This is a genomic window from Sphingobacterium deserti (assembly GCF_000757725.1).
Taxonomy (GTDB): domain Bacteria; phylum Bacteroidota; class Bacteroidia; order Sphingobacteriales; family Sphingobacteriaceae; genus Sphingobacterium; species Sphingobacterium deserti.
Genome location: NZ_JJMU01000043.1, coordinates 1 through 25,098, shown reverse-complemented (window position 1 = coordinate 25,098; position 25,098 = coordinate 1). Strand labels below are relative to the sequence as shown.

Here is a 25,098-nt window from a genome sequence, read left to right as displayed (position 1 = left end):
TTTGCATCAGGTTAGAATGTAACGCCTAATTTCAGTCCAAAACTTCGTGCCGCAGGTACGGATGCCTGCTCCAGGCCGACTCCTCTGCTATCACTGGATACACCTCCCGTCTCCGGATCGAGACGCATGGTGTTTGACTTGTGTGTCCACAATAACGCTAAGTTGGAGCCGATCAACGAGAGGTTGACACGGCTAATACCTTTCACGCGTTGCAAGTAACGACTCGGCACATTGTAGGTAAGATAGGCCTCTCTGATTTTCAAGAATGAACCATCAAACACATACATCTCCGCAATACCCCCGCTCTCATACCAAGTCTGCGCGTCGGTTTCTATGGTATTTTCAACCCAATTCCCGTTCGCATCTTGCATCACAAAACGTTCGTCTGTCATCACATCGCGTCCAGCAATGATCGCACGTTCACGAATTCCGTTCTCAGCCGTAATTTCGGCCACACCGGCCACATAGCTATGGTTCATCGTTTGCGACCAGATGTCGCCACCGACACGCAGGTCTAACAGGAAGCCAAAAGCAAAATCTTTATAGCGGAAATCGTTGCGCCAGCTGGCTAAGAAATCTGGTGTGACATTCCCGAGGTTCTGCGCATTCTTATTGACAACCAAACCTCTGTTGTTTACTTTAATGGCACCTTTCATGTCTCCTTCTTCCACACGATCAAATCCCGGCCCTACCAAGGTTCCCCAGCGTTCGCCTTTTTTCGCTTGATTGGCGATACCCCAGGTCCAACCAATCTGGTATACATCTAAATCCAGTTGGGGATACAACTCGATGATTTTACTTTGGTCTTTGGCGTAATTAATGGTCGTTGACCAATTAAAGCCATCTTCCTTTTTGATGATATCTCCGCGTAATTGTACTTCGATCCCTTTGTTCTCGATCTCACCAGCATTGAGCAACATCGAGCTAAAGCCTACTGTATTAGAGGTGCGGATTTCCATAATCTGGTTTCGCGTATTCTTGTAGTAGTAGACAATGTCTGCGTTTACCCGATTGTTGAAAAGTCCAATTTCTGTACCCACTTCCCAGGTGCGGATGCTTTCTGGACGAAGCTGTTCGTTGGGATAAATCATGGTTTTATAAAACTGTCCGACTCCTTTAAACGATTGTGGCTGCGGGTAGTAATAACTTCGGTTACGGTAAGCCGTTGTTGCCGATCCAATCTCGGCCCATCCACCACGCAATTTCCAGAAGCTCAACACATCCCCTTTTAAACTTTCAAATGTGGTGGTAGGAAGCCAACTTAAACTAGCTGAGGGATAAAAGAAATCGTCCTTGATTGTTGAACTCCAATCGTTACGTGCACTCACGTCTAAATAGATCTGATCTCTCCAACCTAAGGATCCGGAGGCGTAGACAGAATTTGAACGGATATGGCTATGGTCCATTTCGGTTATTGCATCACCAGCTTTGTTGGCTATGGTGTAGACACCCAACACGGTCAACGCATCTGCGCCTAACATCGAACGATCCCACTGCAGATTGCGATAGTTGGCTCCGGCCAAAGCCATCAGGTTGAAATCGCCCATTTGTTTATTGAAGGTAGCAATCAAATCTAAGTTGAGCTCCGAATTATCGGTTTTAGCATTGCGGAAGCCTCCAAATGGGTAAGCGCTGTTGAAATAGTTGCGCTCAAAGGTTTTCGCATTATAATAGTCTAAACCAGCACGCCCTTCGATCTTCAAATATTCTACCGGTTGATAAAACAGGGAGGTCTTCCCAAAAAAGCGATCACGCTGGTAGGCATTGGTATTTTCATTAATATTAAAATAAGGATTGACGTGGTAATTTGTGTTCCAGTTATTGTAGGTGTAGTTCCCTCGCTCATCTTTCTCGTCCCAACTATTGCGCAGGCTTGCATTATTTACTTGCCTACCGAACCAGATAAAACCGTTCATCGGGTTATTACCATCATACCCTTGACTTAAAATATTGTCACTTTCTGTACGTGTGTAGTTGGTACTCAAGTCGTAGGAAAACTTATCCGACAGCGTCATGTTGGTATTCAATTGAACGCCATACCTTTTTTGATCGGTATTTGGTACTGTTCCTATTTGATCCCGAAAGGAGAGCGATGCACGTGTACTTGATTTTTCGGTTTGGGCCATCACGGAAAGGTTATGGTTCATGGAGCGCCCCAGTTGAAAAAAGTCCCGAACGTTATCGGGTTGTGACACCCAGTCTGTTGCCTGACGTACGCCGCCGACCAAAGGGCTATCAAATTGAGGCAACTTCAAGCCAATATCTAGCCGAGGCCCCCACGACTCGTCAAACCCGTCGTATACACCGCCGCCGCTTCCCGTTCCATCGACGTAAGCGAAAGAATTCGCTATGGCGTAGTCTTGATAAGACATGCCGTTGCCATCCCGATTAAAGTGAAACTCACTACCATTGTAGCCTTGGCCGTATAAGTTTTGATACTTGGGCAATGTAGAAACCTGATCGATGGTCATATTGCCATCATAGGCTAGTTTAATCCCTTTACCGCCACTTTTCCCGGATTTGGTGGTGATCAAGATTACTCCGTTCCCGGCACGCATACCATACAATGCTGCCGAGCCACCCTTCAGCACGGTGACGCTCTCGATATCTTCGGGGTTGATATCGTTAATCCCTGATCCATAATCGACACCGCTGTAGGTATTATCGCCCGAGCGCTGCGTATCGTTCGAAATTGGAATTCCGTCCAGTACAATCAGCGGTTGCTGATCTGCATTGAGCGATGAATTTCCTCTTAACGAAATCCGCGACGAAGCGCCCACCGTTCCACCAAACTGGTTAACCTGCAAACCGGCAACCTTGCCCGATAAAGAACCCGTCACGCTAATCTGCCCGGCCTTTGTGAGCTCTTCTGCTTTAACGTCCTGAATGGTGTAACCCAAAGATTTCTTCTCTCTAGAGATTCCCATTGCTGTAACAACGACCTCATCCAAATCGTTGGCATCAGAATCCAAGATAATTTCGATGTTTGTTTGATTAGATATACTAACCTGCTTACGATTGTAACCTACTGCTGTGACATTTAAGGATCCAGCTTGCTGGTAGGTAATGGAAAAATCGCCGTTTGCCCCTGTTTGCGTAGCAGTCCCGTCTTTTAACGTGACGGTCACACCGGGGATTGGCGCTCCACTTTGATCGACAACTCTACCTTTCAACTGCGTTTGCGCAAACAAACCCGTTGATAAGAATAAACTTGCTGCTAAAAAAGCAATTTTTCGTTTGTTCATTGATTTTTGTCGTTTAGTTAGTTACTCAAAATTTGTAAAGTCTAATTTCGACAGATTAAACAGACGATAGAGACCAATTATTGACACATCACAATCATATATTAACCAAAATTCAGAATTCGTCAGGTTTTTAAGTAACATAACAACTAAAAACGTAGTAAAACGCATTAGCAACCGTACAAACATAGAAAAGCCGCACTATCATGGGGAAATAGGCGGCTTAAACAAGACTAACTAAACAAATATTTTGTATAAACAACTACATTTTCAGTTCGAAGAAGCCATAGATCTTCAAAAGATACGCCGATCGAAACGCATTTTATAAGTTTATTAAAACTATTCCTCTATCTACGTCGTTTTTGTTTTAGCACACGCGAAATACAGCAGGCGTATTGCGGAGACAAAGGTTTCTACAACACTCGTCATACGCGCTGCTATTTCAACGTAACATCGAGATAAACCGAATGCCGACCATAGGTTTCATAGAAAGGTTTGAACAGCACACCATCAATGGTGAATTCCAATTGCTGTGGATCTCCGCTGATGGATTTCCCAATGTCGTTCGCGTCGAAGCTTACCTGACGCCATTCTTTTCGCGCTTCTGGTTCTTGTGCAACCAACAATATTGGTCCGTAGAACAAGCTTGCGATATTTTGCTGATCCATTACCGGGTCTAAATGAAATGCGAACGGCATTTTCAATTCGATAACGTCCCCATCTTTCCATTTGCGGCTTAATTTCAAATACGTCCCTGGGGTGGCGTCAACATTTTGCATCTTACCGTTGATGCTTACCAAGAAACCTTTAGTCGCCCAGCCTGGTACACGCACGTGTACATCAAATTTACCACTGCCTTTAATGGTCAGTTGCGTGTGATCTTCTTTCGGAAAACTTGTTGTTTGCTCGACCACAATATTACGTTCCGTCCATTCCAACGTGGAAGGAATAAATAAGTTAACATACAATGCTTGATCATCTTTGCTTTTAAAATAAATGGAATTTTGGAGCTTCGTACTGCTTTCTATCGCTGTACCATTGCAGCAGGTAAAACCCGTCATATGCGGATTACCAAATTGCTTGATCGAACCCGGTCTTAGCGGCACATGGTAGGTGTTTGCCGGACTATCTTCAGCAACGGAAGCCAATATATGGTTGTATAGGCCGCGCTCATAATAATCCATCAATTCGCCACGCTGGTCAAACTGAAACAAGTTGCTCGTCAATTTCAACATATTATAGGTGGCGCAGGTTTCATTTTGTCCGCCTGCAGAAAAACCATTCTCATAAAGTGTGGCAGGCTGGCTGATAAAACATTCCGCGTTGGCAGGGTTGCGAGCGCCGGCGACACCACCGATGCTATACATGTAATCATGAACAGCTTTGTACCAAAAGTTATCGGCTATCTTATAGTAATCGGGGTTATTCGAAACTTTGTACATCTCGATACTGCCTACAATCTGCGGAACGTGCTGATTGGCATGCAAACCACGGAAGGTATCCACATTTTTTGCCAACCCGTGCGCATGTTCAGCGTCGCCATAAAACATCGCGATGTTATCAAATAGTTGTGCTGTCTTCAAATAGTTTGGATCTTTCGTGATCGCGTATAAACGCGCCATGGATTCGTTCATCCCCCCGAACTCGCCCGCGATGTAGGTATTCCACATTTTGATCAGTGTCTCAGTCGGGACCTTGCTGAGACGAGCATAAACCCAGTCACTCATTCCGGTAGCCACAGCAAGCGCCTTTTCATTTCCACTCACTTCGTAGATATCCATCAAGCCGGCCAAAATTTTGTGCAGGGTATAGTAAGGCGCCCACACCTGATTTTTTTGTCCGCCATATTTCGCGCCATTCTCCAACATAATAAACTGATCCGGTGGATAAGCACTAATAAATCCCGTCCCCCAGTTCCAATAATCGTTTCTTATTCCTTCGGTGCTTAGGTCTGAGTCGTATTCGCTTTTTCCGGGTCCTGTAGGCACGGCTGTAGGGTCGGCAATGGCCATGCCCCCATTCTCTTTCGCTTTGCCCGACAATTCTGCCAGGTCATAGAGTGTATTGACCATGTAGTCCATCTTATCCGCAAAGTTTGCTTGGAGCGCTTTGTCGTAGCCCGTGCTGGCATAGGCTTGCGCTATCGCCGTCAGGTAATGCCCTGTTGCGTGTCCACGTAGCTTGGTATCTTGGCTATCCCACACGCCCAGCGGCTTGGCACCTTGCGGCTGCGGCTGCCCAAAAGCATGACGGAACATATACAGAAAGGCGTTTGGGTCTGTCGTGGCTAATGTGGAGATGAACTTATCGCGATTTTCAATAAACTTCGTTTCATGCTCCTGTGCATCCACATTCAGCGCAACCTGATTTAAATCAAATGCGGCCAACTTGGAACTTGGCGTTTTGGATTTGCCTCTACCTTTGACAGTAACGACAGCCTTGGGTTGCAGATCCGTACCCGGCACACGGCCTGTAATGGTGTAGGTTCCGGCCTCCAACACCGCACTATTATCGGTAGGAGATGGCCATATCACACGCACTTTCGGCCCAACCATCTTATCTTTATATGTACCTGCCACATAACTCGGCAGTCTAGGAAGCTCTCCAATTTCCGTTTCCACGGCTACATTGCCGACATGTTGCAAGTAGGCATTGTAAAGCTGTGCTTTGCTGAGCGAAAAGCTTGGCAGGTCATCTTCGGTTTTACCCATATTGGCCGAATCTTCGTGCAGATCTTTCAACGCGTTGTAATAGATACCGGCAATCTGCTTTCTGCTCAAGGGCACCCGATAGATTCTAAAGTCGTGCAACATGCCTTTTATAGCAGGATGATCAGGCAATAACGATTTGCCAATAAAAAGTTGTTTTTTTGCGTCTGCTTGTCCGAAGACCGCGGTCAACTCCGACGGTATATCTTTCGTTTCGCCAACCGGCTTGCTATCGACATACATCGTTAATGACTTTGACGGTATATCCACTACGACAGCTAAGTGTACCCATTTATTGATGGCTATATTCGGTGACACCATCGCTTTCGTGCTGCCCTTTCCGACCTCAATTTGCACTTGCAAGCCTTTCTGTGTTTTTGTTCCTAGCGGCGCGGCAAAAAAATGCCGCCCTTTGTCTTGTCCAAAATCGAAATAGTATTGTCCTGCTTGATCCGAGCGTAAGAAAACCCAGCCGGAGATACTGATGGATTCCAGATCCATCAATGCCTCTGCGGGCAAGCTCAAATAATCGTTGCTTCCACCAGCAAGCGATAACACTTTCCCAAACTGTTCATCTTGCACAAACCTCGCTTCACCAGCATGATAGGTAGCGTGGAGGTTGTTTCTTGACCAATCTCTTACATCGCCATCAAAGACATAGCGCGCAATCATTCCCGTTTCGCCGATACCATCCAGTATCTGGTCACCACTTTGTGCCTGCGCACTCCCCAAACTATTGTTCAACACAACAGCGAGCAAAATAACACGCAAGAATACTTTATGCATTTTCATATTTACATTATTTTCAGCACGATAGTAACTGTTTGTATGCTTTGGTTTAGGAGACGTCTTCCTCGACGGGTTGGGTGCTTAAGGCTTGATAGCATGTACGATGTCGCTACAACATCTCTGCTGCGTGTTTCTATGGACGCAAATTTCTGAACGTTGTCCTACACCCCAATAAAAACCTGTAAACCAATGTATTCAACTCAGTAACTTCGTGGTTAATCGTTCATGCTAAAAGTAGACAGTTTACGGCTGTCTTATTTCGATTATTTTAGCTAATGATGGTCTAATATTAACAGGTAGCTGGTTAATTTTTTGCTCGGCTTCCCATCATGTATCAACTGGGGCTTTAAGTTAGCGCCGTAACACCGGAAACTGAACCACGTTCCTGCTCCGTTTTTTTGGGGATTGGCCAAGATTTTATTCCGACGATTTTTGTCGAACAATAGTTCTAAGTACTTGTTAACCTAGACAAAAGCGGATAACTTTTTGGTTGATATTTGATACCTAAACTTGTTTTCCATGCTCTTTTAACGGTGTTTTAACTTTTGGCGTTCTTGCGCTGATCTACACCGGTAAATTCAAGTCTTTACATGAAATTTTCGATTAGAGAGCTTGTTTGACCTCTGCCCAATCAAGATCGTTAACATAGGTTGACATGGTACATACGGTTCCTTATAGCACATGTCGTAATATAATCCGGAGAAGAACGCAAAAGCAACACTCAGATTTGTATACTGATAAATTAAATGATCACATTAGCAATCGCAGCTTCTTTCGGTACCATTTCACAGGGATTCTATAATCTATTTTCGCTTAAATTTCCAGAAATGCAGAAAATATAATATCTTTGAAACGGGATAACTCTCAATTTTTAACAACCATCACAAGCAATCGAAAATACTGACTATCAACAACTTAAAACACTTTATTTTAAACAAATCACATTGCTTGTTTTCAATTATTTATATCACTTTTTATTGAAGTGTTTTTGTATTTTTTCTCGAAATCTGTTAAATGAGCCACGGAAAACGAAGAGCCGATAAAAATTGTCTTAATTGCGGACGTACAGTCGAACAAAGATTTTGCCCCCACTGTGGGCAAGAAAATATCCAAACCCGCCAACCTTTTCATTATCTATTCACGCATTTTGTAGAAGACTTCACGCACTACGATGGGCAATTCTGGGGAACTATGAAAAATCTAATCTTCAGACCAGGAAAGCTAACAAACACCTATCTAGAAGGCAAGAGACAAGAATTTGTCCCTCCCGTAAAACTCTACATTTTTGTGAGTTTTATTGTATTTTTCTTTCTTAGCATTTTACCTTCAGAAAAAAAATCCGAAACGGAAAAAGATGAATATTTCACATCGGCTGTTAGCAATGAAGAATCCAGGAATGGGGCAATTAAGGAAATGTTGCAACTAAAAGAACAAGGACTTCTCACTGAACAACAATCGAAAATTGCCATAGAAAAAATAGAGAAGGAAAAAGAAGGTGACAGAAAAAACGAATCTCTTATCGGCTCCAGTTCTCTAGAGGATTATGACAAGTCTGTTGAAAAAGAAAACAGATTCTTCGGTAAACTCTTCCGCCCATTTGTTGTTAAATTCTTCGAGTTGAGCAAAAAAGGTGTGACGAGGGGTGAGCTTAAAGATAAAATATCTGACAAATTTTCAAAAGCTGTTCCGAAAGCTCTTTTCATCTATTTACCTCTTTTTGCTTTGTTCCTATGGGTTTTTCACAACAAGAAACGATGGTGGTATTTTGATCACGGCATTTTTACATTGCACTATTTTTCCTTCTTATTGGTTATAACGCTGCTCACAACAGCGATGCAAACCGTGGTTGAAAGTGTAAGTTATCCTTTTTTAGATACGCTTTTTAGCATCATCGCCTTCTTAATCATTTGTTATACCGTCTTTTATTTTTTTGTAGCACATCATCAGGTTTACAAAAGCAGGAAAAGAATAACGATCCTAAGGGGAGTTTTGATCTTCATTGCTAACAGTGTCTTTATGTTGCTTTTGATATTTATTCTCTTGGCTTACAGTTTTCTTAATATCAATTAAAGTCGGATAGGGCGAGCGGGATTAATTTCCATTTCGAACTTCCGTACCAATCGATTTACGGCGCTTCCTTAATTTGTTACACGAATTCGCTTCTATTCCACCAGTAAAGATTGATGGCCTTGTTTTTCGAGATAGTCGTTGGAAAGTTTCATTAACAGCATCTAGCTTTTAAATGTGTGTAAATAGCGCTCCATTGTATTTACTCATTCATACGCCTTTTGCTTATCGGCTCCTAAGCCCATCTTTAAAGCTCCTGCGCATCGAACCACGGTTCTCATCAGCCAACCCCCAATAACACAAAAAGCCCGACTTTCGTCGAGCTTTTTCTGTCGTCTTGTCGGGACAATTTTCGAACCATTTTCTGGAAGATCTAAGGAAATTGGTCTCCGAAAATGAGGATGATTTGATCTTTTAAAATTTCGTTCTTGCATAAAAAAACGCATTAAAGCTTAAAATAGATGTTAAAACGTTATATCTCATACACTAACAAGCTACATATAAGTCACAAAAACTAATCTACTTGATCTAGGAAAAATTCCTTAAGCATATTAAGTAAATCATTAGACTCTTCAATTATCCATTGATTGAGCTCTGTTAACTTTTTCATAATATCCGATTGGTTACCTGTTAATAGATATTCAATATTTCTATCCTTGATCTTCTCCCATTTGCTATTATGCTCTGTTTCGATGATACCTTTTGGAGTACCATTTGGCGTAAGTAGTTGAATGTTGGGTATTTTTTCTTTTACCAAAGCATAAATGATGAATAAACCATCATAGTCCCAGTCACAGGAATAATAAATAGGTAGTCCCCTTGTATCAGAAAAATCCAGTTTATTTACATTCTTACCTCCAGCATACCATAATTCTATATTATTAGCGCGAGCCAATGTAGGGCGCTTTAAAAAATCAATGTTTTCACAAAGCACAATACACTTGGGATTAGCACATTCCAACACATACTTGTATTGTAAGTCTTTATCATCAGCTAATTCATCAATATCCAAAAGTAATTTAACAGCATTGATCAAAGCCTCTTTTCCTAATAGATACTTCTCATTCTTGAAAAACATAAGAGATACAATTCTGACGGTTGCTTCATTTTTTATAATCTGTTCTCGCAATGGCTCTAAATTTCCATTGTCCATATCCTCTTTTATCCCTATTAGAATTTGAATATCAGATTCTTCAAATCGAAGCTGAGGTTTTAATAATTCATTATCTAACAAAAAAGCTTCATAACGGTGATATTTCTCCAAATAATCTTTTTCATACAGCTCTGCAAAGCCCTCTAAAACAAAAAACTTATCGTGCGTTCTGTCAAGTGTTCTGAGAGAATTGATAAGATAATTGATCTCTCCACTTTTTACCAAGGTATCATTTAGCTTTATCTCGCCATTTATATATAGATTATTTAATGCCCTTAACTCAATCCAATTCATTTTTCTATTCTGTTTATATAGATATTCAAATCTTCGTTGTTGTCCTTTGTTTTAAAATAGGAAGCTGAAGGGCAATAGTTGATATTTTCATCCTCTTTTCCTTTAATCAAATGATGGGCATACCATTCATCAGATAATCCGATATTGAATGTATGAGGAGCCATTGTTATTATCTGATATTGGAATTCCTCTGCGATAGCAGGAAAGGTATTAAAATTGGTATTATCCAAACTTCCTAATTCTTCCAAAATGATAAACCTTAAACCATTACGTTTTTCCTTTTGTACGGCAGAAAGCCTTGCGATCCCCAGTAACGCAATAGCTGAATAAGTTTCTCCTGTACTACCGGGAACTTCTGTTCCAAATTGATCCGTGAGCTTAGCTGAAAGTTCAAAGTATGTTTTGGGATTTAGTAATTTATCAATCGGAACTTTGTTTTTGATTTTTGCTTGTTTCCTGAAAAAATCTTCAATGAAATCTAATATAGATTGTCCAAACTGTAATTCTCCGTTTGTTGCTGTATTACGAACCTCGTAAGCTATCTGCTTGATATAATCAATCTTTATTTCTTTATTCCCATCAAATTCGAGTTTGAAATAAAACTTATTACTAATCTTTCGATCAACAAAGAATGCGTTTATTCTTTTTACCTGATCATCATATTTTTCGTATCGCTCAGTAGTTTTACTGAATATCTTAATCATATTATCCCTGATTCCATTAGCTATGGTTGTTCGGGTTTGATTAGCTTCATCTAACGCAGTAGTGATATCATCAGTAGATTTGATTTTGTTGCCCAATAATGCTTCTTCCAAAACTCTGAATGAAAAATCCTGGTATTTAATCGTTAATTGTACTGCTGGATTCTTCTCATCCCCGGTTTCTTCAAATGAATTCGAAATGCCAATAAATGCTGTTTTATATTCTTCCCACAGCCCATTATAGGCTTGTTGCAATTCCTCAGTGTTTTTGGCTATTAATGAAAAGTCTGTTACAGACTCCTTAAAATGCTGATAATAAAAACTACTAAGCATAGTGAATGCTGTTTGTTTCTTAGTCAGATTACTAATAATCATCAGCAAGTCCTGTTTATCACGTTGTATTTTACTTTCCAGAGATTTGAACTTACTTTGTTTAGCTCCCTTTTGTTCATAAAACTGGTCTTTCTTCTCACTCCATTCTTTACGAACCCTCAATAATTCCTTTTTTACGACTTCCGGCTCATCATATTCAATTTTAAATAGACTTTTGATTTCCAATAGTTCTTCTTCCTCTCTTTTCTTTTGTAATTGCAATTGAGAGGTCTTTTCATCAATCTGTAAAATACAGGCTACAGCATTTTTTAATCTTTCAATATTGCTAAAAACAGCAATAGAGACATCAAAGAAATAATCAAATAGACTTAAATCGTAAGGCTTTCCATCTACGATATTCTCCAATGCTTGCAGTTTGGTATTTATGAAGCTGGTTTCGGTGTTCAAACTTTGAATTAAATGTTGTACAGATTGTTCCAGGTTTGTTCTGTCTCCCAATAGCACTGCATCAGGGTTAAATTGTATAAATTGGTTTAATGCCCCCAGTTTTAACCAAAAACCTTCTTCAGATGGGATTGTTTTAAAATTATTAATCAGCTCATCAGGATTGATGTATTGAGATGAATTGTTAGGATTAGAAATTTCAGAAATAGGTTTGGTTGCGTAATACAAAACCGTCTGCAATTGTTCATTATCTAACGAGGGTAGATTCTTAATATACCAATGTAAAAGTCCATTTTCATCATTGTCCTGCAATAATGCTAATAGTTTTTCATTGGTTTCTTTTTCCTTTTTTAAGGATGACTTTAATTCATCCAAAATCTCCAATTGTTCTTTGCGGTTTTGGATAATTTTTTCAAGTGTTTTGTACTTTTCCAGATAAGGTTTTACAAAAGTGATTTCTTCTTTAATAATTTCATTATTTCTGCTTAAAATATCAATTCTTTGTATCTCATTCGTCCAGCTATCATCCACTTCAGGACGAATAAACATTTTAAGTTCATCTACTTCTTTACCCAACTTTTCTATACTAATGGATAAATCTTGATAACGGTTGAACATATTAAAATTTTCATCCGCTTCCTCGTAACTCTTTTTTATTTTTTCTTCTTCCTCTGGAAGATTTTCGATAGCCGTTTTTAGTTCAGTTAATTCAGTTTCTTGGTTCGTTATCAGCCTCCTTCCTTCTGACTCTCCTTGTTCTAATTGCTTTAATTCTATATAGGCGTTTTGTAATTCTGCGTCTTTAAAATATTTGAATTTTAGTTTGTGGGACTGTTCCAATTCTCGTAAATTGGTTAACCTTTTTTGCTTGTTTGACAGATTTTGAATGTCTTTATTCAGACTTTCATATTCTCTCAATATCTTTTCCAGCTCGGCTTGCTCTTTTTGAAAATTGACAAGAATATCTTCATCGGATTCTTCAAAGAGAAATTCTTTTAAGTTTCTGGAAGCTTGATTACCACTTAAATTTAGTGTTTTAGCTTTTGAGAAGGATTGCATGACCTTAGCAAAAGCTTTTAGATTTTTGTCTTGGCTGAGATTTAGAGGTAATATATTTTTGTCATAAAGGAATTTGTAATAAGTGTTGACAGTTTCATTGTTACTGAAGAAGTTCAATCGAAGTCCATGCTTTTCATAAAGGAATGTTGCCAAATCCTGTATGTCCACTATTTCTTTCGCTCCAGTTTCTTTTACTTTTAACAAATCTTTGGCGAAAATAAGCTCTTCTTTTTCAAGAGCCAGTTCATTTATTTTTAGGCTTATATCTGCCTGTTTTGTAATTACAAAAGGAATGATACGTTTTCCTTTCTGGTTATTTATCTGTATTCCGATGGTAATAAATTTACCAGCATTTACTTCGATATTCAAGAAACAATAGGCACATTTTGTTTTATATGGAAGGGTATTGATTTGTCGTTCTTCTCTCTTTACCCCATCAGTGCCGAATTTGATAAGGTCTTTATCATAGACAAAAATCATTTGGAGTAAATCAGCAATAATGGATTTTCCGACACCGTTTGCACCAACAAAATCCGTTCTTGTTGGATGAAAGAGGTAGTCGTGTATATAGTGTTTCAGAATACCGACGGTAGATAAGGAGTAAATTCTTGGATAACTCATAACACTTCATCATTTTTAAGTTGTTGGCTAAATGACTCAAAATTCTGAAGCTCCTCCTGATATAATTTGGTTAAACGGTGAATAGCAGGTCTTATTTCAAAGACTAAATCTTCATTCCTACCTGATTGCTTTTCTACCCAGCCTAATTTATCAAAGCTGTCTATCGTTTTGCTAAATTTGTTTTCTACTGTACTCCATTCTTTTTCATCATAAGAATCCCTTATCTCATTGAACAAAATCCTTTTGTATGCTTCCTGATGGTCACTCTCCAGTATTTGTGTTTTGATGTCGTTCCAGCGAATAATCTTTTCCTCGTCAAAATACTTTTGGTAATACATATCCAAAAGTGTCAGTCCAATAAGTGTTTGTAATTCAGTAAGCTCTTTATTACGGTTTGCATCGCTTAATTTTCCTTTCCCGTTTTCCGTGAAATCAAGATAATAATATCTACTTCTATCAGAGATATCAGCAACAAGATTAAGCTTGTATAAGTTACTATAAAAATTTCTCCACTGTGATTCATAGCTTTCCAATACGGTATATTCTGCGTAATATTTATGGTCAATATGCTTACCAGACAACAACAGAATATTGATATCCGCAAAATGCTTTTCTACACTTTCCTCTGACAGAAAAGAATAACCGATTACTTCATAATTTTCGTTTTCCATAGGGATAGGTTTTGTTGTGACAAGGAAATGATTTTTTGTTCTACATCGATAAATACATCGTTATTCTCTGAAGTATAAGCTGTTATACGAGATGCTACCTGATAAGCAATAGACAAATCTTTTTCTTCATCCACTATACTATTCATAAGTTCATCTATAGACAATTGCCTTTTGCTCTCCAGAATATCTTTGGCTTTATCAACCCATTGATTGATGAGTTGTTGACGGTTGATTTCTTTTACTATTTTTTGTTTTTCATTACGTTCATAGGTTTCATCAACTTCAACATTTACAATGATATTGGGCTTTGGGGACTCAAACTCGTAATATCTTGGGTATAACATTCGGACAGGCTCATATACCAATTCCTTTAGTGGGAAATTACTGTTAAACCTTACCCCATCAGCAGTGTATTGCGAACTTTCCAGCACTGTCCTGTGTAGTTTTTTTATTTGTAGTCTAAAGAAAGCTCTGGAAGAAAACTGTTCCTGTAACTCCGTCAATTTCTCACTGGCGTGGTTGATTTGTCTGCGGATAATGTAAACTTTATTATCTACCGAAGTGAAAAACTCTCTGATATCTGTGTACATTTCCTGTGCTTTTTCCCAATCACTTTTACTTTTCTGTACATTGTCGGTATTAAACTTTCCATCATCTTCCATGTTTCGATAAAAATGATCTACAACATTTAGTAAATTACCAAGAAATTGGTCTTTGGAAATAATGGCTTCGGTAATATCTTCTGCTCTTTCTCCGAACTTTCTAAAAACAACAGTAAACTCTCGTACTAAAGAAGTTGCACTTTGTTCGTCTTCTTTTCGGAGAATATCATTTAATTCTTTGTAAGCCTCTCTCAATTCATCTTCTAATGCTTCCAAATGATCTGTAATAATTTTCTTTGAGCCTTGTATAAATATTCTTCCGAATTTTCTTTCAAGCTCTTCAATAGTCTTTATTTCACCATGCCGTATTATAAATGAATCTTGTACACTTTTTTTTAGCGGATGATTCTTGTAAGGATTCTCTAATTTGCTTATCATCAAATCCACTACATTTTTAGCGTAGTCTGTCAGATAATATTTCCACGGCTCATCGGGATGACTTCGCAGGAAGTAATGAAAAAGGTTGTCTTTAATGTTATTCCATGAACGAATTGAATCAAGATTAAATTCAGCTTTTAGATCCGTCAGAATTTCGTTAATTTCCTTTTGTGTGAAGTAATCTTCGATTTCACGGCTTTTGATTTTTTCATAAAGAGTAATAACCAAATAACCTCCGTCGAATTTTGAGGGAAGAAGAAGGTCGTATTTGGTATATAGTTCTTTAGATAGCATAAAATTAATTCTCTTGAATTAATGGATAAGCATCCTTAGTAAAAGTATTTTGCTCATTGCCAAATCGATTATACAAACTTTTCCAGTAACGCGATGCTTCATATTCTTTTTTCCAAGGACCTCTTCTTGTCTGGATAGTAAAAATTCGGGATCTCAGAAGTATACAAGTCGTCTTTGCCCGACTAACACATACATAACATAGGCGCTGATCCTCAGCCAAAGCAGTCTCATTTCCTAAATGATAGAAACTTGGAAAATGTTCTTCCTCCATTCCTAAGAGGATAACAACTTCAAACTCTAAGCCTTTTGAACTATGTCTTGTAGTAATAGTAACCTGATCCTCTGGGAATCCCAAATTTGCAAATCGTGTTATATTTACATCTTTTAAATTACGGAGTTTGGCTTCATTTAGCAACGCCTCTAAATTTCCTACCTCATTAGGATAAATCTCTGAATCAATTAGTGTATCTTTCAGGTCTAAGTTATTAATAGTATAAGTTAGCCAATCATAGACGTTAGTTTTGGATATGCTTCCTGTCAATACTCTATAAAAGAGTGATTTCAATCGGATATTCTCCCAATTTTCACGAAGATCCTGATGGTTATTTACCAGATTTTTCCAGAACTTAAATAATTCTTCAAAAGATTGTGTGTTTTTGTTGCTACACCATGATGCACAGTCTTGCAGCCATACAACGACAGCACTATTCTCAAAACTCCAGTTTACAATGAAAAAAGGAATCTTTTGTTGCTGCATGTAATTAGCCATGTTATGAATCTGCGCATTAGAACTTGCAATAATCCCAATTTCGTTTAAAGGAGTCCCCTTAACTAATAAATTGGATATCACTTTTTTTGCCACTACTTCGTATTGCGCCTCCATCTCTTCCTCACACGTAATAAAAGTGAAGTCTGCAATATCATCTTTTCTCTTACCTGCAACGTATTTAGGATAGGGAGGGACGGGGTTTAGTGCCTCAATTGAGGCATCAATAATGTGTTGAGAACTTCTATAATTAGAAACAAGCTCAATAGTTTTTATGTTGTCATTTCTGGTAAGTTCCAGTAAAAAATCTGGATATCCTCCATTAAATCCGTAAATAGACTGATTCGTATCACCAACCGCATAAAGTTTTATTCCGGCATAAAATACAAGCTCAAGAACCATTTCATGCAAGGCTTTTCCTAAATCCTGATATTCATCTACTAATAACCAAGGGAACTGGCTTCTTAATGTTTCGCGGACATATTCTTGTTCATTTATTATTTTAGCAGAGAGATTGATAATATTGGTAAAATCAATGAATTCAGTTTCTCTGATTTTTGCTTCATAGATTTCAGCAGCCTTTGCGATTAAATCGGACGACTCCATATTAATCTCACTGCGTCCTTTTAAAGAAAGTGATCTGTGTTTATTAATATCGACCAAAGACAAATCTCGATCATTCTCAATATTCAATTCTTGAAGTACAGAATTATAAAGTCTCTCTTTTATATCATCAGGAAGGATTTTAATAGGATATATTACATTGTATTGGGGATATAAATGTGCAAAAGGTTGGATTACATGCAATAAACTGAAACTATGAACTGTTCCTATGAAATCCTTGCTACTTGGAATATAGCCATAACTTTTTAATCTCTTTTTTAGTTCTCTCACAGACTCTCTGCTAAAACTGATACAAGCCAATCCACAAGGTTTATGAATATGGCTTTTGGCAAGCGTTACCGCTTTTAGAGTTAATACACGTGTTTTACCACTTCCAGGACCGGCAATAATTACGGAATTCTCCATCGACCGATAAGCTTCATACTGCTTATCGTCCTTTTTTATCAGTTCTAAATCTTGAAAAAACAAACTATTCATAAGAATCTTTGACTTTTTGGACTATTGCTTCGATACCCTCACTGATATAATCTGGAACTAATTGAAGAATTAATTCATCAGCTAATCGCTGTGCAAAACGCCCTTTACTGATATTACCTTCAATTTTTCTAAGAGCAGACCAGTAATATTCTGTATCAAGAGCATCTTCAAAATTCTCTTGCATTTCATCTCCTCCCGACTTCAACTCGTTATAGATGTTTTTGAGTATTTCAATTCCGTCTTCATCAGCATTATTCATCATATCAACTTCGAGAGTGTATTGTCCTATAAAACAGCCATTATCTCTTATTTCTTCTTCGTCTAACTTCTCATCTTCTGCTATAATTCCGAGTGTAGAGAGAATGTTTAAAATATTTTCATTGCCTTTATATCCCCAAGCTCTCCCTGTAGTTTCGTCTATTATATGATAAATTCGTTTAGTCTTAGGCTTTCCTTCTTTATCGAAATATTCTTCAATCTCATAATAATCTCCATCGGTAAATAGTACCCAGGGAATGTTAAGAGTATTAAGTAATTGGATATACGGCTTAAAATTCGTTGAGTCAACATTACAAACCACGATTCCATAATTATCTAGGGGCTTTTCTATCAGATCTGCGGCAGCAGGAATAAAATATTCTTCTGTAATACCTTCAGCCAGTATAATTCCTTTACCAAAATAAATTTCACCACGCTTAGCATCAATATAACGTTCAATATCCCTTTTCTCTTTATCCTGAAGAGATAAATTGACTGTTGAAAAAACTTTGCTGCTATTATCTACCTTTCGAATATGAACAACATAGTTCAGTGGTGTTACGGATGTGATATAGGTGGAATGTGACGTGAATATCACTGAGGTATTGCTATTGTGAAGAACCTCTCGGTATATCAATCGTTGTAATGTTGGATGTAAATGTGCTTCTGGCTCTTCAACTGCTAAAATTGTAAATGCCTGGTGCCTGTAATTATGTTCATCCATAAAATTGTACAAAGCTTCAATGTCCTCGTCTTCTATTTCTTTTTTTAAAATATAATTTCCCTTCTCACTTGCTTCATATAATTGGGACAATATTCCTTTTTCATCCTCAGCCACCAGTGAGTCAAACTGCTCAGGTTTTATTATTGGTAATATCGTTTTATCTTTCAATAAAATAAGCATCAAAGAGATGTAAAGAATATTGGCTAATCCTAAACTTAGTTCAGAAACAGGTCTTTCCTTTAACCCCATATATACCTGCAAGGTGTATAGTAGCCTTTCGGTATCAATATCAAACGTTCTTAATGTTATTTGATGGTCGGTTTGGAGGCCAGATAAGGAGGCAAAGCGATTGGAAAGAGTATCTTTTATATGTACAATTTCATCTAATTCTAAAATTCCTTCAGCGGCTTCTTTAAGGGCATCTGATATTTCTTCTAAATGGTCAGAAGATATTTCATATTGTTTAACGAGTTTATATAAAGGGGAATTCCTATTTGATTTTAATTCTCTTTCAACATCTCTCAATGCTCTTATAACATAAATATTAATATAACTTCGATCCTCATTCCTGAATTTATACTCTTCATTATTACCTTTAAAAATAATATACTTATAGTTGATTATTTTCTCAAACTCATCTTTGTTAGGTATAAACTTGTAAGTAAGTCGTAATGTTGGAGGAGCATCTGATATCACAGCATCAACAAATTGTGCTTTAAGTTTGCTGTTATGCTCGTAACCCTTGATCTCCAAATTAATCTCAATCTCTTCTCCATTTTCCATTGGTTTATCAATACTATCGTGAAAATCTTCAGTAGTTAATTGTCTATCTGAATCAGAATAGTCTTTGTCTAAAATGAGTTGGATAGCTCTTAAAAAGTTGGTTTTTCCAACATTATTTTCGCCTATGATTACCTGCTTGTGATCTAATGCTACATCAACATCCAAGAAATTTCGGAAGTTTTTTATTTGAACTCTTGATATGTATGGGTTTTTATGCTGTGCCATTATTTTATTTATATACTTGTTATTACTTTAAGATTAATATCTGCAAACTCCTTGATATAGGTAGCTGTAACTCCTAATAATGTTAAAATATCATCAGATGCCTTTGCCTTTGATAGCCCTGGTTGGACAATTAAAATTTCATATTCTACAGGAATTTCGTTTTTCAATATTCCTAACAGTTTTACCAAATCATTTTTGTTACCCTTTTCAAGCCGGGAACAGGATAAGCCTTTCTTTGATTTAGTTTCTCGTCTAAGGAGGTGGTTGATGAATTCCTTACCTGATTTATGTTTCCAATGCACAGATTTTTGAGCTTGTCCGCAGACTTCATAAAAATTCTTGATCTGGTTGCTGACAACACCATCCAAAGCAAATTTTAAGTGATATAGCTTAATTTCAATTTTATCACTATGTGCTTTAATAGTAACAACATCTGCAATTTCACCGGAATAGTCATCATCATAGATGATATCAAAATCTTCTTGCCTTAATTGTTCAATGACTTTGTACTGAATTGAATCAACTTTCTTAGGTTGTATGCCTTGTGCTTCATTTCTTAGATTCACACCATCCCAATTCCAGAATATAAGTTCATCTTTAGGATAGATGCCTATTTGTTGTTTTAGTTCATAATATTCGTTTCCTGTAAGGGCAGAACCATCAGCATACCAAACAGTAGGAATGAATTTTTCAAAGAAAGTAACTCCATCAATTTTAGCGCGTCCAAACTGAATTTCTACAGGTTCTTTTGATTGTTGAGTTATTATAAAATCCGCAAACGACTCTTCACCATCTTTCTTCTCAAACAGTTCCAACTTGAAAACAGCTTCTTGTGTTTCGGATTTAAGAGAAAATAACAATTCACCTCCTATAGATGGATTGACCAAGCATAATTCTATATCGGAGAGGTCGTATTTTATTCCGTCTATAATGAAGTTATATTTAGTTTCGACATCGAGGTAAATATCCGTATCCCAATCTATCCATACAGGAAATACATTTGGAAGATCTGTTCTGAGGGTTGGAATAAGTGTTTCCCTAAGAATTTGATTAGGGTCAATATTTTCATCCACTAATTTATCTCCTAATGCTATACACCAATTTTTAAACTGTTTTAAATCTCCCTGGAGTTTTGTCCATACCCTTCCTTTGTATGATGCTCCTATATTAACTGGTTTACCAACTTCAAAACCTGTACCCATAACAAAGGCTTTTTCTCCTCTTTGTTTTTCGGCTAGGCTCAACGCTTCTCCAACATCACTTCCTACCATCATCCTAAAACGGATATTTTTGCCTAAAAACTGTCTTAATCCAACGTTTTGCAGTTTTACTCTTTTGATATTATAGAAAGTCTTAAAAACATCTATTCCTTTAACAAGCTCAGCATTATCGCCTATTATTGCTTGAGCCAATTCGGTGTAAAGGCTTCCATTGTCGGAGCTGTTTATGAACAGAAGATTATTTTTGGTTTCCCAATAAACTATAATTATGTCCCATTGTATATCATAAATTTCCCGTTTATCATGTACCCATTCTACATCAAGCCTTTTACCTATGACTATCACAAGCATATTATGCTCACGATTGACATCATGAAATTTAAATTCAAGATTATCATATCCGGAAATTCCTTTCTGAAAATCACCCGGATTCCAGGCATTAGTCTTATTCTTATAAACAACTGTGCTTAGCTTAGGTCTGATATTTTGAAAAGGAATGTTGGCATTGTCCAATTTTTTAAAACCACTCATGAAATCTTTAAATTCTACCTGTTCATTCACTTGACCTGAATTCGCTTCTGAAAGAATTTCATTCCAATCTGCATCCGTAGCATATAAATCAGCTAATTCTGCCCTTACGTCGAGATCAGCAATGTTGGCAACAAAAGATGCATCACCAAGTTCTTCATCATATTTAGTTCTTGTAAAACGACCTGCTAATTGTAATGTAATGGGAAGACTTTTTCTAATATCGTGAAATGCAGCTATTTTCAATTCTGGCAAATCGAAACCTTCACCAAGCATATCCACACAAACAATTATTCTCGTTTTCTTTTGAAGTATCTTATCATAAGTTTTCTTAAAATTAGGTACTCCCGAATAAATTACTAAAGGGTTGAGGTCTTTATGAACTTGGTATAACTTAAAAATTTCTTTTGCCCGCTCTTTGGTAGCACAACGAGCCATAAGAATGTGATTGTAAGAATCCGCTAAGTCTGAACGTAAACGTTCAACAGCCACCTTTGCAATTTCTTGATCCGCTTTTTCTTTCTCATATTCACGGATAGGAATAAACTCTATCTTTTTATAATAACCTTGTTCTTGTGCTTTCTTTAAAGGGAAGTTGGAAATAATTTTCCCATCCAGTCTCTTACCATCATTTCTAAATGGTGTCGCTGTAAATTGTATAATCTTTTCCTTGTCGAATTTATTCCGGAACTCATTCCACGAAGATGCTTTCACATGATGAGCTTCATCAATAAATATATGGCTAAATGTTTTGGCGAAAATATCTTGAATCTCATTATTTTGATTGGTAAGCCAACTCATTGTACTTACAACTACATTGCATTCCTCTAAAAATTCAGCAACCTCTTCAGTACTTTCGAATTTGTTCTTAATAACCCCAACAATGGGATATAAAGACTTTTCACCAACTATACCAAATTGTTTTAGTAATCCTAAATTGAAAAACTTTTCAGCTATTTGATTTCGTAAAGAATCAGAAGGTACCGTAACCAAAAGCTTTTCACACCTGTTAGCTACTAGAGTAGCCAACATAGTTTCTGTCTTACCTGTACCTGTAGGCATTACCACTGTTGCAGCATCCAATGGAAGTTTCAGATGTCCCATTATCATATGTAATGCAGCAATCTGAGGTTGTCTTAATCCTGATTCGCTTTTATCTTCTTCTTTATATACAAAATCATTTTTCCATGATTGTAAAATCTCACTAGATGAGTACTCTTTTAAAAGAGGGTGTTTCGCCCACCCCTTTATAACTATTTTACCTTCTTCAAGCCGTTGTTTACTAGGGAGCACATTAGTAAAAAGAGCATATTCAATTTCTTCGGGAATATATTCTTCTTTGGTAGTGAGACAGATTTTATTCCCATTGTCTTCTATCACTGAGTAAAAGCGATTTTCCTGCAATACATTTATAGGTATTGATCGCTTTGAGGCTAATAGTTGCCTTACAATATTTTTGCTTCCAGTTTTTTGATAGAGAGTTGACTCAAGAGAGGGTAAAGTTATTTTCATATGTTACATCAAATTCATTCACAAGGTTATTATTAATGGTGATTGAATTACAATTTACTAAGTAACAAATTGCAATTCACACAAATATAACCAAATAAAAGCTCTCTCGATTACGGAAAACCGTATTCGAGTTGTAAATAAGAGTGTCTTATTTAACGCTGGGCTGATTCTCTTTGAGGACTTTAACGTTATCATGAGAAAGACATGACATCAGCAATCATCTACATCAGAGTCAGCACAGACGAACAGGCACAGAAAGTATATTCTCAGCGTAGCCAAGAAGAAAAATTAAACAAATATTGTAAAGACAATCATATTGAAATTGTCCAGACCATATTTGAAGACCATTCAGCAAAAAACTTCGAAGGCCGGCTTGGATTACCATGATAAAACAATTAAACCTGAATAGATCTACAAGACCAAACCTTATTCTATTTACTCGCTGGGATAGATTTAGTAGGAATACAGCAAATGCATATTACACAATAACCCAACTTCAAAAGATTGGAATTGAATCCCAAGCTACAGACCAACCTCTGGACATGTCGATACAAAGTATTATTGGCGATGTACATCGTCACAGCAGAAGTAGAGAATGACCGAAGATCTTTAAATATTAAGCAAGGTATACACAAAGCTAAAAAGGAAGGACGATATATGGGGCGAGCACCTGTAGGTTATCTCAATATATCGTTACCAGACGGAACAAAAACAATAGTTCCCCGTGAGCCAGAGGCAACATTGATCAAAAAGGCATTTCGAGACTTCGATGAAAATATATCAGTTCGTTCTTACCACAAAGCCGTTCTTAAAAGTGGGTTAAAATGTAGTTTAAATGCATTCTTCAATATACTTAAAAATCCGGTCTATGTGGTAAAATAAGAGTTCCTTCTTTAGATGGAAAAACTATAGTAGAAGTTCAAGGTATTCATAATCCTTTAATTTCGATAGAACTTTTTGATGAAGTACAATCAAGAATTAAACGACGTAACAAAAAATACATTAAACAAAGTGCGAATAGTGAGCTTATGTTTAGAGGAATACTCAGTTGCCCTCTTTGTTCAAAAAAAATATCTGGAAGTGGTTCAAAGGGAAGGTCTAAAAAGTACTTTTATTATCATTGTTCTTCTTCTTGTGGTTATCGAGTAAGGGCAGATCAAGTAAATGAAAACTTATTATCAGGGATTCGTTTGCTAAAACCAAATTTGGAATATACTCCAATTTTCGAAGATCTTATCAGAAAGATTTACAGCAAATTGTATGAACAAAAATCTATTGATAAAACCAATATCAATAGATCATTACATAAAATGATAGAACGAGTTGCTAATGCAAGGGAACTTTTAGTAAAAGGTATTATTAACGAAGAAGACTATCTTTCAGTAAAAACAGACTGTGAGAATAGAATTGACATCTTAGGCACGCAACTTAATGATGTTTATAAACTTGATGTACAGCAGAAGCAGAGTTTAAAAAAGCTTACGAAATGTTTCTTAAAATCCGCTCTTATTTTTCTTGGTACAGACAATTCCATAGAATTAAAAGTTGCTTCGTTGTTCTTGAATAAAGATTTTGTATATAGCAATGCCGACTTTACAAGTCACTTGAAAGATGAGGTTCGGATCGTTTATGTATCTCAGTACTCTAATACAAAAGAGAATTTTGAAGAAGCAGAGGTCATTAAAAACATTAGCAAAGAACAACAAGAGATAATCTCGAATATTATAGAAATTGAACTGATCAAAGGAAATAAAATATCAACTCAAAATGCCACCAAGGTTTTATCCTTCCTGTTAAAACTTGCAGAAATTTGTATTTCTATCAAAATCAAGATCGGTTGAAAAAAAGAAAATATTTAAAAGCGGGGACATGGTTCTAATCCTTTCAACATATTCCCATATTCTTGCCTTTTGACTCAAAATAAGCTCAAAAACACTGATATAGTGATTCTTTAATTAAAGGGAATTTTTTACAGGAAGCCTTGCTATAGTAATAAAAAAGGAATTAAAATGAAAAATGGAACCATTTGTCTTCCAATGGCACCATTTGTCGTTTTTGTCGGGGTGGCAGGATTGCTTTAGCCCCACCAAGCCCCAGCCCCAGCCCTAAAGCTCCTACGGATCGAACCCCCGGTCTCATCAGCCAACCCCCAATGACACAAAAAGCCCGACTTTCGTCGAGCTTTTTCTGTCGGGGTGGCAGGATTGCTTTAGCCCCGCAAAGCCCCAGACCCAGCCCTAAAGCTCCTGCGGATCGAACCCCGGTTCTCATCAGCCAACCCCAATAACACAAAAAGCCCGACTTTCGTCGAGCTTTTTCTGTCGGGGTGGCAGGATTGCTTTAGCCCCGCAAAGCCCCAGACCCAGCCCTAAAGCTCCTGCGGATCGAACCCCGGTTCTCATCAGCCAACCCCTAATAACAGAAAAAGCCCGACTTTCGTCGAGCTTTTCTGTCGGGGTGGCAGGATTGCTTTAGCCCGGCAAAGCCCCAGACCCAGCCCTAAAGCTCCTCCGGATCGAACCCCGGTTCTCATCAGCCAACCCCAATAACACAAAAAGCCCGACT

General features: G+C 37.6%; 13 protein-coding genes. 4 read left to right on the top strand and 9 right to left on the bottom strand.

The genetic code is table 11. The annotated features are described in order from the left end of the window. Positions 1-11: 11 nt before the first annotated feature. Positions 12-3,245 (bottom strand): SusC/RagA family TonB-linked outer membrane protein, encoded by a 3,234-nt coding sequence (locus DI53_RS12235; protein ID WP_037499792.1) that lies wholly within the window; start codon positions 3,243-3,245, stop codon positions 12-14. A 434-nt stretch (positions 3,246-3,679) separates the two neighbouring features. After that, on the bottom strand, positions 3,680-6,742 hold the full coding sequence (locus DI53_RS12230) for a beta-L-arabinofuranosidase domain-containing protein (RefSeq protein WP_037499789.1): 3,063 nt from the start codon (positions 6,740-6,742) through the stop codon (positions 3,680-3,682). Positions 6,743-7,753: 1,011 nt separating this feature from the next. Here DI53_RS12230 and DI53_RS12225 point away from each other — a divergent pair. Beyond that, the gene (locus tag DI53_RS12225; RefSeq protein WP_037499787.1) at positions 7,754-8,809 is read left to right on the top strand and encodes a DUF3667 domain-containing protein; all 1,056 of its coding nucleotides are present in this window, start codon (positions 7,754-7,756) and stop codon (positions 8,807-8,809) included. A 511-nt stretch (positions 8,810-9,320) separates the two neighbouring features. On the opposite strand, the gene DI53_RS19645 is transcribed toward DI53_RS12225, so the two are convergent. From DI53_RS19645 to DI53_RS12185, 7 genes are read right to left on the bottom strand one after another with little or no spacing between them, the layout of a single operon-like run. Then, the gene (locus DI53_RS19645) at positions 9,321-10,253 is read right to left on the bottom strand and encodes a hypothetical protein (RefSeq protein WP_052072381.1); all 933 of its coding nucleotides are present in this window, start codon (positions 10,251-10,253) and stop codon (positions 9,321-9,323) included. Next, positions 10,250-13,411 (bottom strand): hypothetical protein, encoded by a 3,162-nt coding sequence (locus DI53_RS12210; protein WP_037499784.1) that lies wholly within the window; start codon positions 13,409-13,411, stop codon positions 10,250-10,252. Before DI53_RS12210 ends, DI53_RS19645 begins: the two co-directional genes overlap by 4 nt. Further along, positions 13,408-14,082 carry a condensin complex protein MksE gene (locus DI53_RS12205; protein WP_037499782.1) on the bottom strand — a complete coding sequence of 225 codons (675 nt, stop codon included), beginning with the start codon at positions 14,080-14,082 and terminating at the stop codon, positions 13,408-13,410. The genes DI53_RS12210 and DI53_RS12205 overlap by 4 nt, the downstream gene beginning before the upstream one ends. Further along, positions 14,058-15,416: a hypothetical protein gene (locus tag DI53_RS12200; protein WP_037499780.1), complete on the bottom strand. Its 1,359-nt coding sequence runs from the start codon at positions 15,414-15,416 to the stop codon at positions 14,058-14,060. Before DI53_RS12200 ends, DI53_RS12205 begins: the two co-directional genes overlap by 25 nt. A gap of 4 nt (positions 15,417-15,420) precedes the next feature. Continuing rightward, positions 15,421-17,283, bottom strand: a complete 1,863-nt coding sequence (locus DI53_RS12195; RefSeq protein ID WP_037499778.1) for a UvrD-helicase domain-containing protein — start codon at positions 17,281-17,283, stop codon at positions 15,421-15,423. Next, complete coding sequence (locus tag DI53_RS12190) at positions 17,276-19,273, bottom strand: ATP-dependent nuclease (RefSeq protein ID WP_037499776.1); 1,998 nt, start codon at positions 19,271-19,273, stop codon at positions 17,276-17,278. Before DI53_RS12190 ends, DI53_RS12195 begins: the two co-directional genes overlap by 8 nt. 8 nt (positions 19,274-19,281) lie before the next feature. Next, the gene (locus DI53_RS12185; protein ID WP_037499774.1) at positions 19,282-22,533 is read right to left on the bottom strand and encodes a DEAD/DEAH box helicase; all 3,252 of its coding nucleotides are present in this window, start codon (positions 22,531-22,533) and stop codon (positions 19,282-19,284) included. 204 nt (positions 22,534-22,737) lie between these two features. Here DI53_RS12185 and DI53_RS20745 point away from each other — a divergent pair, with 204 nt between their 5' ends. The 3 genes from DI53_RS20745 to DI53_RS19625 all read left to right on the top strand — a co-directional run bounded on the left by DI53_RS20745 (position 22,738) and on the right by DI53_RS19625 (position 24,374). Further along, positions 22,738-22,920, top strand: a complete 183-nt coding sequence (locus DI53_RS20745) for a recombinase family protein (RefSeq protein ID WP_052072380.1) — start codon at positions 22,738-22,740, stop codon at positions 22,918-22,920. 123 nt (positions 22,921-23,043) lie between these two features. Continuing rightward, positions 23,044-23,415, top strand: a complete 372-nt coding sequence (locus tag DI53_RS20470; protein WP_169741995.1) for a serine integrase family protein — start codon at positions 23,044-23,046, stop codon at positions 23,413-23,415. Between the two features lie 146 nt (positions 23,416-23,561). Beyond that, complete coding sequence (locus DI53_RS19625; RefSeq protein ID WP_131555262.1) at positions 23,562-24,374, top strand: recombinase zinc ribbon domain-containing protein; 813 nt, start codon at positions 23,562-23,564, stop codon at positions 24,372-24,374. The last annotated feature ends 724 nt before the right edge of the window (positions 24,375-25,098 follow it).